Genomic DNA, 16,251 nt, shown 5'->3' on the forward strand with positions numbered 1-16,251 from the left:
TAAATTAAAGGTAACAATTAGAATAGAGAGGTCTGATTTTACATTAAAATTATTAATGAGTTAAGAAAAATGGATTTTTATAATCATACTCTTTTACTCACCTTGTTAAAACTGATCTGTTTTTGCCTGCTGCATTTAAATCTGAAAGCAGCTTGCCCGCTCAATTTTTCATGCTTGGTAAGCCGTCCCTGTACACGCTCGCGCCATAATTTAAAACTGGATAGTTTCATTTCGCGACGCATCAGGGCAATAACCTGTTGTTCGGTAATCCCGAACTGGAATTTGATGGCATCAAAAGGAGTACGATCTTCCCAGGCCATTTCTATGATACGATCTGTATCAATAGCATTTAAAATAATTGATTCGCTCATTCAGCCGGGATATTTTCTGCTACAAAGTTTCTTAGGTCGGCTTTGCTCAAAATGGTTTTCTTTTCATAGTGCTCCAGATGAAAAATCTCCAGTTTTTGCAGAAGATATTGTAAAGTAAATTTTTCGGCAATTGTCAATTTACCTGTGATCATTTTACCTACATTATTCATATCCACAAATACCTGGTACAGCAATTCTTTACCTTCATTAGTAATAGCAACGTGCTTACTCCTTTTATCTTTTTTGTCATCCCATTGCCTTACCAGCCCAGCGGCAATCAAGCGCCTGATAACTTCGGTGCCTGATGTTTTTTCCTGTAAATTATGGCTTATCAGTTCACTTTTAGATAAATGATCATGGGTAAGCAGAATAGCAAGTGCGGTAAAATCTTCGGCAGTTTGTAAAGGAGTACCTTCTAAAGCCCGTTTAATATATGATTTTGCATACCGGCTCATAAAAACAAACAAGCGGCCGATATTATTGTCCAGCTGATAGGCAGTCACTAATGCGGTGTTATCATTGTTTCCAAACCGTACTTCGTTGTTAACTAAATTACCACTGTGGTTTCCAACTTTATTCAACAGAAAACCTGTAAAATCCTGAATAGAAACTTTCCTTCCACTGTTTTCCTCTTCCAGTTGCTCTACAAGGACTATTAACTGATGAATGAGTTGGTATGATTTCATGTTTTAATTATTAGTATAAGCTAATGTCTTCAAATTTAGTTTCTTTTATTGAGTTCAGGGTTTTGCATTTTAAAAGTGTTGTATGCAGCCCGGTAAACCAACCTGCTATCACCCGTGGGCATAAAGCCTTTCAAAAAGTTGGTTGTTTTTATAAGTGTAAGTTTATAACCGGGCAATTCAGGAGCATTTATAGCAAGCATATCTGCTATTTCCTTGCCAAGAAGGTAACGCATCAGGCCCAGTATATCATTCGCCGTGGCTTTACTTTTATTAACTGAAAGAATATGGGCTGTCAGCGATGCGGTAAGTTCTTTTCCATGTGTTGATACTTTGAACTGGCGCTGTTTAATAACACTATCTAACTGCTGGGCCATTTTAGGATTTTCAGGGATCAAGTCTTCACTTAAACCGGTAAGATAACCTATTACTGCCCAGATATGCATAAACGCTGCCTGATCCGCAGGGCTAACACTATAGCCAAGCATCCGCAACCCGCGGATTACTATTAATGAAAAAGAAAGATTGGTACCGGCCATATCTTCCTGGTTAACAGGCAGCCCCCATGAATCGTCCCATTTGCCGCTTTGTAAGGTATAATAACGCACTGCAGCATGCATCATACGTATTTTCAAAATCTCCTCGTAAGCATTCCCATCCTTAGCAAAGGCATCCGGCCCCATCACCTCCCATACAAAAATGGCTGTGTCAAAAAGCCGTTTGGTAGTTTGCTTTCTGATCAACTCAGATAAATACAAAACCATTGCGCCGTTGGCAGCATTGTAGCAGTAAGGCAAGGACAATAAACCAAGCAAACTCATGATGATCTCTGAATGCCTGGCAAAAAATTCAGATCCAGCTTTCATTTGCTTAGCATCTGCCCAAAGCGGTAAATCGCTGGCAGTATTGATAAAAGCAATATCAGGGTAAGCATCTTTTAACGCCTTTAAATGAGCATCACCAACCTTACCGCCAAGCCATTGTTGCAGGTGCAGTTTCTTTTCAGGATCTGCAAATACCAGCTTTATAAACTCATCTGCCGGTAAATCTCCTGATAATCTCTTAGCGTTTAAAAAGTCGTCGGTATAAATTTTTTGATCATTCATTACCGCATGGTATTAATTATGGCTTCTGCAGCCAATCTTCCGCTTTTCATAGCTGCATTAATAGAGCCATTCATCAAATAATCACCGCAAACAAAACATTCGGCATTCAATCTCATGGCTTTATAATCAGGTTCGTTTCTAACGTGGTCATCATCAGGTAAGGCATAATTAATATGATAGGTTTTAAGGTGTTTCCAGTTAACTGCTTCCGGGTACCAGTATTTCATTTCGGCAATAACACTTGCCTGAAGCTCGGCCTGATTCACCTTTGAATAATCATCTACGAGTGATAATGATATTAAAGAATCAGCATTATTAGAATAATCCGAAGCAATGCGATCCATAACAGCAATATTATTGACCAGTTTTCCGGCTAAGGTATTTAAAGCAATTAAAGGCTGTGTAAATGGCTCTTTTTCCGCAGTAAAGTACATATTGGTAACTGAATGGTATGCAGACGGTAACTTTTTATTTGGAATTGGTGAATTGAGCTCATCAGTTGCTATCAGGATAAAATTGGCCTGATATATTGAACCACTGCTTGTTATTACGTTGTTATTTTCAATAGCTGATACGCGTTCATTAAACAAGATCTCATCAGGCGCAAGACATTGAGCTAATTGTAATGGAATCATTCCCATTCCTTTTGCTGGAATTGCAGCATCGCCCTCACTAAACATTTTAAATACAAACTCAAACATACGGCTTGAGGTAATTAATTGATCCTCCAAAAAAATGCCTGTCATAAAGGGTTTAAAAAACTGGTTCATGATGGTTTCGCTAAACCCCTCATTTTTTAAATAAGCAACAGTTGTAATTTCTTTATCTAAAAATATAGCATCAATACTTTTACGGGCAAGCTTCAATTTTAACCTCAGCATGCGGAATTTATCAGCAATGGTGGCTGCAGGAGATAAAAGCGTACTCATTAATGACCCCGGCTGCCTTAGGGGATCTCCAATTTTTGTAATACCTTTTTTATTTAGAATAAGCGCACCAGGATCAAATGCACAAAGTTCAAGCGCCTCATAATCTAAAAATCGTTTGGTCTCCGGATAGGCAGTTAGTAAAACCTGGAAACCACGGTCGAGCAGAAAACCATCTACTTCATCTGTTCTAACTCTCCCGCCTACCGCGTCAGAAGCTTCAATGATCATAACTGATTTACCTGCTTCCTTCAATACTTTAGCCGCCGTTAAACCTGCTAAACCTGCTCCAATAATAATTACATCTGCATTTTTTTCCATAGCTTCAGGGCTTTAGCAGCTGTTCGTTTAATTGATGTGGCTCAACGCCCGGCTTTGCATACGCCAAACGCCCCACAGGCTGCGGAAGAAAATAAGCATCTAACCCAGCCACCGCCATTGTTTCGGCCTTGATATGATCAATGGTCCCATCCTCGCCGATAATTGCATCGTCAGTTAATATTTGAACAATTTCGCCAATCACAATGGTGGTACCATTAATTTCCATATCCATCATTTCCTTTAACTCTAAACCTATACTTACGCTTGATTGCCCTACAAATGGTGCTTTAAAGCCTTTAACATATTGCTTTTTAAAACCACAAACATCAAATTCAGAAACACCAGACGGATAGCTGGCACTGGTTTGATGCGCCTGCATATACCACGCGGGCAAAACGTTATTTAAAGTATACTGGCCTGTTTCTCTAATATTTTTTAGCGTGTCATTATGTTCGCGTTCCGGTCTTATCACCATTCCTAAAAGTGGTGGGTTTGAACCTAAGTGAAAAGCCGAGCTGATTATACACAAGTTGGAAATACCATCAATACTGGTGGTTCCCAGCAGATTTAAAGGCCTGTAACCCACTACGCTATTAATCAAAGCAATACGGTAGTGCTTCTCCATTTTAGCGATCTGGTCACTTTTTATATTTACCATTTAACTTGTTTTTAGTTTACCCAAACCACCATCAATGCCAATAACCTGCCCGGTAATCCAGCTACTTTCGTTTGCTAATAAAAATGCTACCGCCTGGCTTATATCCTCAGGTTGCCCATACTTTGCCAAAGGGTGTCGTTTTGCTGATGCTTCCCGTTTTTCGGGAGAGCTGAGCAGGTTTTGTGCCAATGGGGTATCAGTAAGTGATGGTGCTACTACATTTACCCTTATTTGCTGCATAGCTAACTCGGCAGCTAATGATAATGCCATACCTTCAACAGCACCCTTTGCAGCCGCAATACTGGCATGATAAGGCATCCCGGTTTTAGCCGCAACCGAACTGATTAAAACTACGGATGCACTTCCTGCATTTTTTAATTGCTTAAGCGCTTGTTGGATTATACGGGCTGCACCTAAAACGTTAATTCGATAATCGTTTAAAAAATCATCCTCTGTTAGCCTGTTAAAAGGTTTGAGGTTAATGCTGCCTACAGAATATACCAAGCCATGTAACTGATCAGGCAAAAAAGAAGCTACAGCATCAAGGTTCCCTGTAATATCGGCTTGCAGATGGGCAACGCCTTCGGGCAAGTCAGCCGGCTTTGATCTTGAAATCACGTATACAGCAGCATTGTTACTTTTCAACAATTTAACCAATGAAAGCCCTATGCCTGAGCTGCCGCCGACTACCAGGATATTTTTTCCTTGAAAATTCATGACCCGATATATTTTAAAAATTCGTTTTTTGTTTCTGCATTTAAAAACTGCCCGCAGTATTCGGCAGTTAAGGTTGTACTGCCACTATCCCTGATGCCACGGCTTGATACACAGTGATGATGGGCATCTATAATAACAGCCACGTCATCAGTTCCCAATGCTTCTTTCAGCATGTTGGCAATCTGCATGGTTAGCCGTTCCTGCACCTGCGGCCTTTGTGAGCAATATTGAACTATCCTGTTCAACTTTGATAAGCCTATCACCTGCCCGTTGCTAATATAGGCAACGTGTGCTTTACCTACAATTGGTACAAAATGATGTTCACAATTGCTGAATACGGCAATGTTTCTTTCAACCAGCATTTGGTTGTATTTAAAAGGATTGCTAAATAAAGTTGGCTCCGGTTTATTGGCCGGGTTAAGGCCGCTAAAGATCTCCTTTACATACATTTTAGCTACCCTTTTGGGGGTATCTTTTAAGCTGTCATCATCCAGATCCATTCCCAGCACCTGCATAATACCCTTAAAATGTTTAGCAATCAGTTCCATTTTGGTATCGTCGTCCATTTCAAAAGCGTCAGCCCGCAGCGGCGTATCAAACGCCGAACTGTGGTGTTCTTCCTCATGGTCTGTCACGCCCCTTTCAATCATTAAATTATTTATTCTGTTGTTATTTATCATGAATTTATATTGGATTGTGAATAAGCTGATGATGTATAATTATATACCCTATTAAGGTTTTTACGTTTTTGATCTATTTTGAGGCATAACCACGAATAGATCATGATGTTGAGTAAAATTAAATCCATGCCATAAAATATGTCTTCGACAGGGATGGTTAGTATCCGCAGATTTAAATTGTGTGCCGGGTTATACCAAACTACCGGCGCTTCGAGCCCTGTACCCGTCAGTAATCCGTTTACAATTAAAAATGGCAGCAAGAGCCACAGGTAAGCGATATAGAATTTGGGTAGCCACGATACTTTTATAATATACTGCGCTGTAAACAACAAAACGGCCAATACAGCAAAAGCAGAACTGGTATATGCATTACTCATAAAGCGCAAAGCCATAAAAGCCGATATAGCTATCAGTAATAAGCTGATGATGATTTCAATTCGTTTTGAAAAACTTTTCTTGATCATCACATTAAGACACATGTACGTAAACAGGCATGAATACGGAATGCATAAAAAGAACAGCACCTCTTCGACAGGTAAATTGCCGATATAAGCACCTATTAAATATTGCGAATTAAATCCCCATATTTTTAGCCGGGTGAAATACATATCCCAGCCAATAAAAATCAAGCCGGTTAAAATAATGGCCGGAAAAAGCGCAGACCAGTTTTTATAAAACCTGATTCGCGGATGAAAGGAAAAAATGAGCGGTATAATTACCGTGAAAAAATCGATCAGTAGATAGGTAAACTTCATGCCGGATTACCTTTTTTATTGTTACGAAAATATTTCATTGAAACCCATAACATCCCGAAGCTTTCACCATCATATTTGCCGGTATGCTTATGGTGCATTTTGTGTGCACGCCTGATGGCCTTTAAATACCAGTTTTCAGAATTGCGAAGCACTTTTATACGTTGATGTATAAACAGATCATGGACAAAAAAGTAACAGGCGCCATAAAGGGTGATGCCTATCCCGATACAAGTACAAACAGGTAAATGGTAGGCAGCCCCTGCAGCCAGGCATGCAATACCCGGCAGGGCAAATATCAGGAAGAAAAAATCGTTCCTCTCTAAAAAGCCATAATGCTCTTTGTGATGATGATCACTGTGCAGAAACCAAAATACACCGTGCATAATGTATTTATGTGTTAACCAGGCCACGCCTTCCATCCCAATAAAAGTGACTAAAACAATAGCAATGTTAATAAGCAAATTCATATTTAATTCATTTGATAATAGCCCTCTAATACCCGGTCAAAGCAGATTTTTAACCATGCAGTATATTCATCAGGCTGTTCTATTAATTCAAAAACCAGCAGATCGGTATCCATATATTTAAACCCGGCCACTTCAGCCGGATCAGGATCAGGAAGCTGATCGCTTGTTCCTATAAATACATGATCATATTCATGTTCAATTAACCCGTTCTCAAATTCGTGCCGGTAACTAAATTGAAACAGCTCTGTTAATTCAGTTTTTAAACCCATTTCTTCTTTTAAACGGCGATGGGCTGCGTCGGTTGTTATTTCACCCAAACGGGGATGGCTACAGCAGGTATTAGTCCACAACCCGCCCGAATGATATTTATCAAGGGCCCTTTGCTGCAACAGTAATTGCCCTTTGCTGTTAAATATAAATACAGAGAAAGCACGATGCAACGCCCCTTTTCTGTGAGCAGCCATTTTATCCATTGTGCCAATTCCCTGGCCGTTGGTGTTTACAAGCAATACACTTTCTTTCAATTTTTTAGTTGTTTTAACTCCTCCGGTTTAATAATAGGAAGAGAAGATAAATAGTTATAAATTATTTCTTTCAGTTCAGGGTCTTTATTGTCTTTGGTTTTATCCAGCAAAAAACGTTTATCAGTTTCTAACTCATCATGATAACCTAAAAAAGCCGGCAGATTACTTTGGATAGAGAACCGGATAAACCGCATCTCCAAATCAAGTGTATCGCGACTTATTGCCTTTTTTAACAGCGCTTTACCTTTATTAAATTTATCAAGCTTTGCAATTGGGTTCAATGCGTATTTAGCCTGTATCATTTCACTTGCTCCTTTATAGCAAATTAGTACAGGTGCAGCGGCACTGCTATCAACCCCGAGCATTAACTGGTAAAACTGCCGGGCATCCTGCTTAACTACAGGAGCGCTATGGTACAGCCCGCGTATTTTGCTTATATCAACATTTTGTGGAACTTGTATAAAGCCGGGAAGTATGCATAGCATTAATAAAAACCTCATAAAACGTTCAGTTTATATCTTACCAATGAATCAAACATTAGCCAAAACTTATGCCCGTTAGAAACACGGATCCTTTCAGACATTACCCTTTCAGCAGGTACCCGTGAAATTTTCCGGAATAGCTGCCTGTAATAAACATAAGCCAGGTAAACCCCCTTGCGGCATGACCGCGGCAGTTGCCGTATCCCGTTTAAGGCCTCATTTAGTTCCTTAAGAATATCCTGCTCAATAGCTTTTTTATTTTCATCAGAAAAAGCGGATAAGTTAACATCCGGAAAATAAGTCCGGTTTAAATCCTGGTAGTCGGCGTTTATATCCCGTAAAAAATTAACCTTTTGAAAAGCTGAGCCTAATTTCATGGCGGGCAATTTTAACCGCTCAAATTCTTCCCGGTTGCCATTGGTAAACACATGCAGGCACATAAGTCCAATTACCTGGGCCGAACCCATAATGTATTCTTCGTATTTTTCGGTTGTATAAGCCTGCTCGCCCAGATCCATTTCCATACTGTTTAAAAACTGCCGGATAAGGCTATGATCTATCCCGTATTTATTAACAACCTGCTGAAATGAATTGATAACCGGGTTGATACTGATCCCCCGTTCAATAGCTGTAAAACAATCTTCTGATAATTCGGCAAGCATCAATGATTTAGGATATTCGTGGAAACTATCCACAATTTCATCAGCTAACCTTGCAAAGCCATAAATGGCATGAATAGGGTGACGAACTTCCTTTTTGAAAAAAAATATCCCAAGGGAAAAACTGGTACTGTACAACCGGGTTGTTTCCCTGCAACAAGTTGCAGATAAGGTGTCAAATCTTTCTTTCATTTATTATTGAGGTATTTAGTAAGCAATTGGGCAGAAACCTTGCCTGATATAATAGAGGGAGGAACCCCCGGCCCGGGAACGGTAAGTTGCCCGGCATAAAATAAGTTATTGATCTTTTTATTTTTGATAGATGGCTTTAAATGTGCCGTTTGCATTAATGTATTAGCTAAACCATAAGCGTTGCCTTTAAAAGAATTATAATCTGCTTTAAAATCTTTAACACAGTAACTTTTCTTATAGTCGAGCGCATTTCTGATAGCCACACCGGTATAATCTTCAAGTCGCTCCATTATTAAATCAAAATATTCCTCACGCAGCGCTTCGCTATCATCAACGCCTGGTGCCAGCGGCATCAGTATAAATATATTTTCATGGCCTGCTGGCGCAACGGTATCGTCAGACTTTGAAGGACAGCAGACATAAAATAATGGTTTGGTAGGCCATTTAGGATCTTTATAGATCTCCTGCGCATGAAGCTTTAAATCGGCATCAAAAAATAAAGTATGATGCTCCAACTTGTCAATTTTACAGGTTACCCCAAGATAAAAGATCAGGCTTGAAGGAGCCATAACCCTTTTTTCCCAATAATTAACATCATAGTTCCTATAGGCCGTATCCAGTAATTTTTCTTCTACGTGGTGATAATCAGCTGCTGCAATAACACCATCATAAGCAATTTCCTCATGCTTTGTGCTTATTTCAGTAATAATCTTATTATTAACTTTTAAATGAGTAACTGCCGAGTCGGGATGAAAAACAACACCTTGTGCTTCACAAACCTGCTGCATTCCCTCAATCACTTTACCAAAACCATCTTTGGGGTACCAAGTGCCAAGTTTAAGGCCTGCATAATTCATTAAGCTATATAAAGCAGGGGTTTCCTCGGGCATTGCGCCTAAAAAAAGCACTGGAAATTCCATTAGGGTAATCAGCCTTTGATCTTTAAAAAAACGCCTCACATGCTTGCTGAAGGAGGTGAATACCTGGAGTTTAAATGCCCCTTTAATCAAATCCCAATCGGCAAATTCCATTAATGAAAGGCCTGGTTTATGAACCAATTTATTCATACCAGTTTGGTACTTATAAGCAGCTTCATCTAAAAATAGCGCCAATTGCTTTGAGCTTCCGGGTTCAATCGATTCAAACAAATCTTCTAAAGCACTATAATCAGCAGGAATATTTAAAACATCATTTTTACCAAAAACAACGGTAAAGCCAGGATCAAGCTGTTTTAATTCATAAAAATCTGATGTTTTATAACCGAAGTCATTGAAGAAATTCTCAAATACTTCGGGCATCCAATACCAACTGGGGCCCATATCAAATGTATAGCCATTGCCAATCAATTGACGGGCTCGTCCTCCTATTTCAGCATTCTTCTCATAAATATTTACACTGCAACCGGCTTTTGCCAAATACGCTGCTGCACTTAGGCCGGAAAAGCCTGAGCCAATTATTGCTACTGCGTGTTTTTTATTTTCATCAAAGTACTTGGCCATTCAAGAATCTAAGAAATTAAGACATTTTAATTTCTACTTCAAATATAATACAATATTGTATCATATATGGTTTTATAGAACAACATTGTATTGTAAAATTATTTCATGAAAAGACATTTCTTATTTTAACGTAAGAAAAAGCAAAAACTTTTGTGAGCAAATATTAATAATTACTCAACGGTGGTTAAATAAAAAAACAAATGACAACTTTAAACGGACAGCAATTAATAAATTTGCTTTAGAGAAAGATTTAATTTCTAATTTACTAAATCAGCATAAATAATTAAAAATCAATTAGTTATACTAATTTGATTATAGTAAGTAAAAGAATAATTTCAACATCTCTAAATATGAAGGTTTTAGGCAGATGCAGATGCGCAGATCAAAGGTTATTCGAATGCCTCTTTTAAAGGAAGCTCAGTTTTAAGAACTGTTTTTTTTCTCCTTCCCCTTCTACCCCAAACTTGCCCCATGTGAAACACCGGGACTTCATCACCAAGCAATTTGCCCCAGGGTTTAAGGTCATCAATCCTGTCGAATATAATTTTAAGCACAGCAACCATTGGCAAAATCAAAAACATCCCAGCAACACCCCATATGGCATTCCCGAGGAAAACTGCTATCAGCGAGATCAAAGCGTTGATCTGAACTTTAATAGAAACGAAGCGCGGGAAGATGATATTACTATCAATAAACTGAATAAACAGGTAAGAAAGGACGATTGCAAGCTGGGCAGAATAGCCCTCTTTAGTTACTGTGGCTATCAACACAGGGAGCAATATGGAAACAAAACCACCAATGTAAGGTAAGATATTAATGATACCGCCGATAACACCTAATAATAAGGCGTATTTAACACCAATAATGAATAACGCTAAAGAATTTAAACCAGAAACGATGATCATCTCGATCAGCAAACCAACTATATAGCTCTGGATGGCTGATTTGGTTTGTGCCAAAACCTCGCCTACTCTTTTTGAGTGTTCTTCTGAAAAAACTTCATAAAGAAAATTGAGAATGAGATTTTTATAAAGCAATAACATGAAAACATAAATAGGAATAATGAGCATCAGGCTAAGGGTGCCAAAAACGGTTCCTAAAATAGTTCCGATTGCTGCCTGGCTGCTATCCAGTGCATTTTTAACAAAAATGATTTGCTTCTCGATAGAAAGACCGAACTGAAAACTAATCCAATGTTCTAAATTATCAGTTATTTGTGTAAACCTGGTTTTTAGAATTGGGAACGATTGCCCGAATTGTGCTACCTGTGTGCTCAATAAATACCCAAGCAGGGCCATAAATCCGATGCCTACCAATAAGGTACAAAAAACCGCAAGCGCCCTCGGCATTTTGAAACGCAATAACCTGTTGTATAATGGATTTAACAAAATGGCAAAAAGGATGGCAAAGGCAAATGGAACTAAAATCCCAGACAATACATTTAAGATGCTGACCAGGTAAAACAGCCCGATAAGAATAACTGTAGCTTTAATATAAAATGGGTATTGTTTTACTGTCATAACGAGGATATTGATTGTAAATTAACTGAATTTAAACACATTAGCAAGGTTAAACTTACATTTATTGAAACAATGATCATCGAAAGGATAAGGTAGTAAAATCTCCATAAAAATATTTAAGTAACCGCTATAGATTGCAATAAATGGTGTAACATATTTTTTAACCGGTTGTTTTGAAGCGTACTTATTTCTGTTTATTAAGCAGTTGGATAAGTAATATTAAAATTGATATATCATAAAAAATGTGATTAACAGTAAGTGTACTTACGGTTAATCACATTCATTTATTTAAAATCGCATTAAGGTATTTTTAAACGGACATACTTTTCTTAAATTGATGAAAAGCGTTTGTGATAGGCGGCATCCAGTGCTTCGCGGTGATCAGGGTGCGCCAGTTTGATCAGCTCCTGTGCACGCTGCTTGAGGCTTTTACCAAATAAATTGGTTATGCCGTATTCTGTTACTATCCATTGTACGTGCCCGCGGGTAGTTACTACGCCGGCACCTTCTTTTAAAAATGGCACGATGCGCGAGATCCCTTTTGAAGTAACCGACGGAAGCGCAATAATAGCCTTTCCGCCAACGGATAATGATGCGCCACGCATAAAATCCATCTGACCGCCTATGCCAGAATATTGATAAGTGCCGATAGAATCGGCACAAACCTGCCCGGTAAGATCAATTTCAATGGCACTATTGATAGCAACAACCTTAGGATTCTGCCTGATGATGCTGGTATCATTTACATAACTAATATCCATTACCCGTATAGCTTGGTTATCATCCACGAAATCATACAGCTTTCTTGTGCCGCCCATAAATGCCGTAACAGATCGGCCTATATTTAATTTCTTTTGGCTGTTATTAATAACTCCGCTTTGAATTAAAGGAATCACCCCATCAGACAGCATCTCGGTATGTATGCCCAGGTTTTTATGATGAATTAAATTTTTAAGTACCAGGTCGGGTATATTGCCGATACCCATTTGCAGGGTAGCGCCATCCTCAATGAGTGAAGCTACATTAACCGCAATATCGCTGATTGCCTTGCTTCCCCCATCGGCGTAATTTAATACCGGTAGTTCGGCTTCATGCCAAACCATCGCATTAATTTTGCTGATGTGGATAAACCCGTCGCCATGAGTACGCGGCATTTTAGGATTTACCTGTGCAATAATATAATCTGCTACATCAACAGCTGCACGGGCAATATCTACCGATGTACCCAAAGTACAATAGCCATGCTTATCCGGAGGAGATACCTGTATCATCGCCACATTTATAGTCCAGCTATCGCTTTTAAATAACTGCGGTATCTGGCTTAAAAAAATAGGCACATAATCACCGTCTAAACTATTGGCTACTTTTCTTGTAGCGGCAGATACAAATAGGGAGTTGATGTAAAAACTCTTACGGTATTCTGGCAGATCAAAATTAACATCGCCAAGCGTAGTAATGCTTACTAATTCAACCCGGTTCAATTCATCGTGACGGCTCTGTAAGGCTTTTAGCAGATGAATTGGCGTAGCGGCGCTACCATGAATAAATACCCTGTCACAAGATTTAACTTCTTTAACAGCCTCTTCGGCTGTAATATATTTTACGTCGAACACAGTTTATTTTTATTAGATATTTACAAGGTTATAAATAATTTGGATAGGCATTTTATATCAGCCTAAACTTTACATTGGTTCAATAAATAAAGATGAAAAAGCTATTTTAAGTAAGCAAAAAAACAGTTATAGGCCTGCTAACTACAGCCTTGCTTCAGATTAGTTTTTTACTCTTGTATTATATAATAACTGCACTTTAATAATGAAAGTATTTTTTTATACCATAATTGCTTTGGCCACCCTTACTATTATTCTAAATCTATTATTGATTATTGATGTAAAGTTAATTGGTTATTTTATCTGGGTAAATGCTGTTACAGGATTTTCATTAGTAAACATCCTTTTATTAACATGGTTAACAAAACGGGGTATTGAAAAACAAAAAACTGCGCATGTTCATAAAATTTTCAGCAAAAATTAGCTGTTGAAAATACGAAGAGGCTGCGACCAATAGATGTATTCAGGAAGCTTATCTAAACAAATAAATTAATGCACACTAATGATCGAATATACCTTATTAGCTGCGCAGCCTGGTAGCAGGACTAACAACACGCTCTATTATCCGGCTGATCGTTTGTTTTGATCCCGGTATTGAAACATCAATTGCGCCATAATTATTCAATACATCCACAGCCTCCTGTGCTTCCCTTACAGAAAGGGCATGAATAGTAATAATTGTGGCATGAAGCGCCGCAGCAATATGTGCTTCAGCTTCTGCCTTGTCATGAAAAAGATGGTTAAAAAAATTCGCTACGTCATCAGTTTCCTCCACCTCATGAATATCAAGGTTCTCACTTTCAAACTCGTTGCCTAAAAGATAAGTGCTGGCATCCTCTGCCAGGTTATGGTCTTCAAAAATTCCTATTACCGTTATCATCCCTCAATAAGTAAATTAAGATAAAAATGTTTTACTGCTTTATGTGCGGGGGCTCATTGGGCGGTATCTCATCCGGAAAATGTTCCGGGTCTTCCTCAGGTATTTCCTTAATTTGGGGATCCTCCGGTTGTTCAACTTCCTTTTGTTCTTCCCTTAGCGGCATTTCGGGCTGTTCGCCTTCAAAAGTATCATGCTTCTTTCCCATCTGTTTCGTATGTTATTAATCCTTTAACTAACTTTTTCCATTGCGGACCTGACAGGCCTACCCGTGCTATTAGCGCGATAACGGTATTTCTAATCTTGTCATGCAAGTCAACTTCCTCATTATTGGGTGTTTCATTTCTGCCATGCGCACCAGCATATACCTTTAGCCCATTTCGTACAACCACCAATGTATTAGTTGATAAATCATTATAAAAGTGCGCAATTTCAGCTTCGGTCTGTTTAGGAGCCGGAACCGGCCTTATGGTCATCAGTAAATATTCATCTTCAGTTTGATGACTCCCTTCAGTAATTAACTGCTCAATGGTTACCCATTCCAACCCTGCTCCCGCGTCAGAACCCGGAGCAGGCAAGTCAATGTTTAAATATAATCCTGCAGCGGCAAATCCATCAAGCTCCTCGCCCAGGTTATTGCACAACGTAAACTTTGCTGATCCTGCCCCGGCATATATATGCCAGTTATTAATGCTTAATAAACGTTCAGCCGCCTTTCTGAAAGCCAGGTGGGCAGCCTTTGGACTTTCAAATATTTCCTCATGTTTAAAATCGGTTTGTCTGCCGGTTTCCTGCGCAGGTAATAGCTCTTCCCATTTTTCCATAGTTAGTAAACGAAAGGTGCGACACCTTGTTTGTTAACACCTGTTATTTTCAATGAGATTACGCCTTGTGTGGCGTAATGCGTTTTAAAATGTACGACAATGTAAAAGCAAAGATCACATAACCAACAAATATGAAATACCCGGGTTGCAGCGATGTATCATTAACAGTTGTGGTAGTAAGGAAACTGTTATGAATATTTAAATTAGACAGCTGACTTTTTAATATACCGTTCAAGCCAATATAGGTCATTAAAATACCTACCACCATTACATCAGCCATATCCCACTTACCCGATTCAAAGGCTAAATATTTAACAACTTTACTCTCAGCAATTTTCGTTGGGCTTAATATATGAATGCCCCTGGCAATCATCCTAACAATAGGTAAAACAATAACAAAAACTAAAATAAGGCTGCCTACTACCACTGCATCGGGTTTTGATTGCTTTACCAATTCCTCCACTATTCCCCATATACTTTTACTCTGAAAAAATAATACCTGGTTCTCAAAAGCTACCTTTTGCCCCAAAAGCATAAAATTCAATGTCTGGATACGTGCATCAACCTCTATTATGGTAGTAGATATACCCACTGCCAGCAAAACAAAGGCAAACAACAGCGACATAATAAAAAGAATAGTATGTAAGTGCACATACTTTCTCATTAGCAGCCATAAACCAAGGGCAAAGGCAACACAGCCAAGCATAGCATACGCATAGTTATAGGTTACCGTACGAATCGAAGCTAATTTTGCATTAATCTGTTTGTTAAACCCATCAGGATCAGTTACATGATATTTATCATATTCGTGCTTGGTTACAGCATCATTTGCTTCACTGGTATTATCATACGTTTCTTTTTCAAGCTGATCAATTTTGCTGGTGGCAATGCCCTTTAATCTTTTTTGGCTTGCAGGGCTGCTAACCTTATCGACAATTGTTTTTGCGAAACCAGGTACCTGTGCCTGTATCTCATCAGCATTCACCATGGTATTAAAGGCCAGTTTCTTTAACTTACCACCCAGTGTTTTCTGCGGCTTATTAATTTCCGAAACGGTTTTACTCACCAAACTGTGAAGCTGTTGTTCTACCTGCGCCTGCATAGCTTTTTTTTGCGCACGGGTAAGGTTAAAATCACCAACCTGACGATTTACCACGGCAGTTATCTTATCCCTCCATTGATCTACAGAAAACAAACCGAACGTGATATTATTAGACATGCTATAATCTTCTTTGATCTGCTCCTGCTCGCTGGAAAGGGATTGCAGGCGATAGCCAAAATATGCTTCGCCGCAAAGCAATATACTCAAGCCAAGAATAAGAATAATATGAGGCAAACCAAATTTTTTAGCCTGCGGATTTTTTTGTTGAGTTGTCAATT

At 38.8% G+C, this 16,251-nt stretch carries 19 protein-coding genes; all 19 read right to left on the minus strand.

Going from position 1 to position 16,251, the window contains the following annotated elements:
• Nucleotides 1-83 precede the first annotated feature (83 nt).
• Nucleotides 84-371 carry a TIGR03643 family protein gene (locus ACQY4U_RS21265; protein ID WP_428331474.1) on the minus strand — a complete coding sequence of 96 codons (288 nt, stop codon included), beginning with the start codon at nt 369-371 and terminating at the stop codon, nt 84-86.
• The gene (locus ACQY4U_RS21270) at nt 368-1,057 is read right to left on the minus strand and encodes a MarR family winged helix-turn-helix transcriptional regulator (protein ID WP_428331475.1); all 690 of its coding nucleotides are present in this window, start codon (nt 1,055-1,057) and stop codon (nt 368-370) included. The genes ACQY4U_RS21265 and ACQY4U_RS21270 overlap by 4 nt, the downstream gene beginning before the upstream one ends.
• A 35-nt stretch (nt 1,058-1,092) precedes the next feature.
• A complete protein-coding gene (locus tag ACQY4U_RS21275) occupies nt 1,093-2,160 on the minus strand; it encodes an oxygenase MpaB family protein (RefSeq protein WP_428331476.1) in 1,068 nt (355 codons plus the stop codon).
• Nucleotides 2,160-3,407 carry an NAD(P)/FAD-dependent oxidoreductase gene (locus ACQY4U_RS21280; RefSeq protein ID WP_428331477.1) on the minus strand — a complete coding sequence of 416 codons (1,248 nt, stop codon included), beginning with the start codon at nt 3,405-3,407 and terminating at the stop codon, nt 2,160-2,162. The genes ACQY4U_RS21275 and ACQY4U_RS21280 overlap by 1 nt, the downstream gene beginning before the upstream one ends.
• A 4-nt stretch (nt 3,408-3,411) precedes the next feature.
• Nucleotides 3,412-4,065 carry a flavin reductase family protein gene (locus tag ACQY4U_RS21285; protein ID WP_428331478.1) on the minus strand — a complete coding sequence of 218 codons (654 nt, stop codon included), beginning with the start codon at nt 4,063-4,065 and terminating at the stop codon, nt 3,412-3,414.
• Nucleotides 4,066-4,782: an SDR family NAD(P)-dependent oxidoreductase gene (locus tag ACQY4U_RS21290; protein WP_428331479.1), complete on the minus strand. Its 717-nt coding sequence runs from the start codon at nt 4,780-4,782 to the stop codon at nt 4,066-4,068.
• Nucleotides 4,779-5,432, minus strand: coding sequence for a GTP cyclohydrolase I FolE (gene folE, locus ACQY4U_RS21295; RefSeq protein WP_428331480.1), 654 nt, complete (start codon nt 5,430-5,432; stop codon nt 4,779-4,781). The genes ACQY4U_RS21290 and folE overlap by 4 nt, the downstream gene beginning before the upstream one ends.
• A 26-nt stretch (nt 5,433-5,458) precedes the next feature.
• The gene (locus tag ACQY4U_RS21300) at nt 5,459-6,217 is read right to left on the minus strand and encodes a lycopene cyclase domain-containing protein (protein WP_428331481.1); all 759 of its coding nucleotides are present in this window, start codon (nt 6,215-6,217) and stop codon (nt 5,459-5,461) included.
• Nucleotides 6,214-6,684: a beta-carotene hydroxylase gene (locus ACQY4U_RS21305; protein ID WP_428331482.1), complete on the minus strand. Its 471-nt coding sequence runs from the start codon at nt 6,682-6,684 to the stop codon at nt 6,214-6,216. Before ACQY4U_RS21305 ends, ACQY4U_RS21300 begins: the two co-directional genes overlap by 4 nt.
• A gap of 2 nt (nt 6,685-6,686) precedes the next feature.
• Complete coding sequence (gene idi, locus ACQY4U_RS21310) at nt 6,687-7,208, minus strand: isopentenyl-diphosphate Delta-isomerase (RefSeq protein WP_428331483.1); 522 nt, start codon at nt 7,206-7,208, stop codon at nt 6,687-6,689.
• Nucleotides 7,205-7,708 carry a hypothetical protein gene (locus ACQY4U_RS21315; RefSeq protein ID WP_428331484.1) on the minus strand — a complete coding sequence of 168 codons (504 nt, stop codon included), beginning with the start codon at nt 7,706-7,708 and terminating at the stop codon, nt 7,205-7,207. The genes idi and ACQY4U_RS21315 overlap by 4 nt, the downstream gene beginning before the upstream one ends.
• Nucleotides 7,705-8,541 (minus strand): phytoene/squalene synthase family protein, encoded by an 837-nt coding sequence (locus ACQY4U_RS21320; RefSeq protein ID WP_428331485.1) that lies wholly within the window; start codon nt 8,539-8,541, stop codon nt 7,705-7,707. The genes ACQY4U_RS21315 and ACQY4U_RS21320 overlap by 4 nt, the downstream gene beginning before the upstream one ends.
• Nucleotides 8,538-10,040, minus strand: coding sequence for a phytoene desaturase family protein (locus ACQY4U_RS21325; protein WP_428331486.1), 1,503 nt, complete (start codon nt 10,038-10,040; stop codon nt 8,538-8,540). Before ACQY4U_RS21325 ends, ACQY4U_RS21320 begins: the two co-directional genes overlap by 4 nt.
• Nucleotides 10,041-10,429: 389 nt before the next feature.
• Entirely contained in the window at nt 10,430-11,560 is a 1,131-nt protein-coding gene (locus ACQY4U_RS21330; protein ID WP_428331487.1) for an AI-2E family transporter, read from the minus strand.
• A 329-nt stretch (nt 11,561-11,889) separates the two neighbouring features.
• Nucleotides 11,890-13,173, minus strand: coding sequence for an acetyl-CoA hydrolase/transferase family protein (locus ACQY4U_RS21335; protein ID WP_428331488.1), 1,284 nt, complete (start codon nt 13,171-13,173; stop codon nt 11,890-11,892).
• A gap of 517 nt (nt 13,174-13,690) precedes the next feature.
• Nucleotides 13,691-14,050: a hypothetical protein gene (locus ACQY4U_RS21340; protein ID WP_428331489.1), complete on the minus strand. Its 360-nt coding sequence runs from the start codon at nt 14,048-14,050 to the stop codon at nt 13,691-13,693.
• 31 nt (nt 14,051-14,081) lie between these two features.
• Nucleotides 14,082-14,255, minus strand: coding sequence for a hypothetical protein (locus ACQY4U_RS21345; protein WP_428331490.1), 174 nt, complete (start codon nt 14,253-14,255; stop codon nt 14,082-14,084).
• The gene (locus tag ACQY4U_RS21350) at nt 14,239-14,871 is read right to left on the minus strand and encodes a hypothetical protein (RefSeq protein WP_428331491.1); all 633 of its coding nucleotides are present in this window, start codon (nt 14,869-14,871) and stop codon (nt 14,239-14,241) included. Before ACQY4U_RS21350 ends, ACQY4U_RS21345 begins: the two co-directional genes overlap by 17 nt.
• A gap of 58 nt (nt 14,872-14,929) precedes the next feature.
• Entirely contained in the window at nt 14,930-16,249 is a 1,320-nt protein-coding gene (locus ACQY4U_RS21355; protein ID WP_428331492.1) for a paraquat-inducible protein A, read from the minus strand.
• Between the last annotated feature and the right edge of the window lie 2 nt (nt 16,250-16,251).

It is taken from the genome of Mucilaginibacter sp. (assembly GCF_965277465.1).
In the GTDB taxonomy this organism is placed as follows: domain Bacteria; phylum Bacteroidota; class Bacteroidia; order Sphingobacteriales; family Sphingobacteriaceae; genus Mucilaginibacter.

Excerpts from the sequence above, each read along its gene's own strand:
- ACQY4U_RS21265 (WP_428331474.1), bottom strand. The coding sequence starts at position 371 with ATGAGCGAATCAATTATTTTAAATGCTATTGATACAGATCGTATCATA.
- ACQY4U_RS21270 (WP_428331475.1), bottom strand. The coding sequence starts at position 1,057 with ATGAAATCATACCAACTCATTCATCAGTTAATAGTCCTTGTAGAGCAA.
- ACQY4U_RS21275 (WP_428331476.1), bottom strand. The coding sequence starts at position 2,160 with ATGAATGATCAAAAAATTTATACCGACGACTTTTTAAACGCTAAGAGA.
- ACQY4U_RS21280 (WP_428331477.1), bottom strand. The coding sequence starts at position 3,407 with ATGGAAAAAAATGCAGATGTAATTATTATTGGAGCAGGTTTAGCAGGT.
- ACQY4U_RS21285 (WP_428331478.1), bottom strand. The coding sequence starts at position 4,065 with ATGGTAAATATAAAAAGTGACCAGATCGCTAAAATGGAGAAGCACTAC.
- ACQY4U_RS21290 (WP_428331479.1), bottom strand. The coding sequence starts at position 4,782 with ATGAATTTTCAAGGAAAAAATATCCTGGTAGTCGGCGGCAGCTCAGGC.
- folE (WP_428331480.1), bottom strand. The coding sequence starts at position 5,432 with ATGATTGAAAGGGGCGTGACAGACCATGAGGAAGAACACCACAGTTCG.
- ACQY4U_RS21300 (WP_428331481.1), bottom strand. The coding sequence starts at position 6,217 with ATGAAGTTTACCTATCTACTGATCGATTTTTTCACGGTAATTATACCG.
- ACQY4U_RS21305 (WP_428331482.1), bottom strand. The coding sequence starts at position 6,684 with ATGAATTTGCTTATTAACATTGCTATTGTTTTAGTCACTTTTATTGGG.
- ACQY4U_RS21315 (WP_428331484.1), bottom strand. The coding sequence starts at position 7,708 with ATGAGGTTTTTATTAATGCTATGCATACTTCCCGGCTTTATACAAGTT.
- ACQY4U_RS21320 (WP_428331485.1), bottom strand. The coding sequence starts at position 8,541 with ATGAAAGAAAGATTTGACACCTTATCTGCAACTTGTTGCAGGGAAACA.
- ACQY4U_RS21325 (WP_428331486.1), bottom strand. The coding sequence starts at position 10,040 with ATGGCCAAGTACTTTGATGAAAATAAAAAACACGCAGTAGCAATAATT.
- ACQY4U_RS21330 (WP_428331487.1), bottom strand. The coding sequence starts at position 11,560 with ATGACAGTAAAACAATACCCATTTTATATTAAAGCTACAGTTATTCTT.
- ACQY4U_RS21340 (WP_428331489.1), bottom strand. The coding sequence starts at position 14,050 with ATGATAACGGTAATAGGAATTTTTGAAGACCATAACCTGGCAGAGGAT.
- ACQY4U_RS21345 (WP_428331490.1), bottom strand. The coding sequence starts at position 14,255 with ATGGGAAAGAAGCATGATACTTTTGAAGGCGAACAGCCCGAAATGCCG.
- ACQY4U_RS21350 (WP_428331491.1), bottom strand. The coding sequence starts at position 14,871 with ATGGAAAAATGGGAAGAGCTATTACCTGCGCAGGAAACCGGCAGACAA.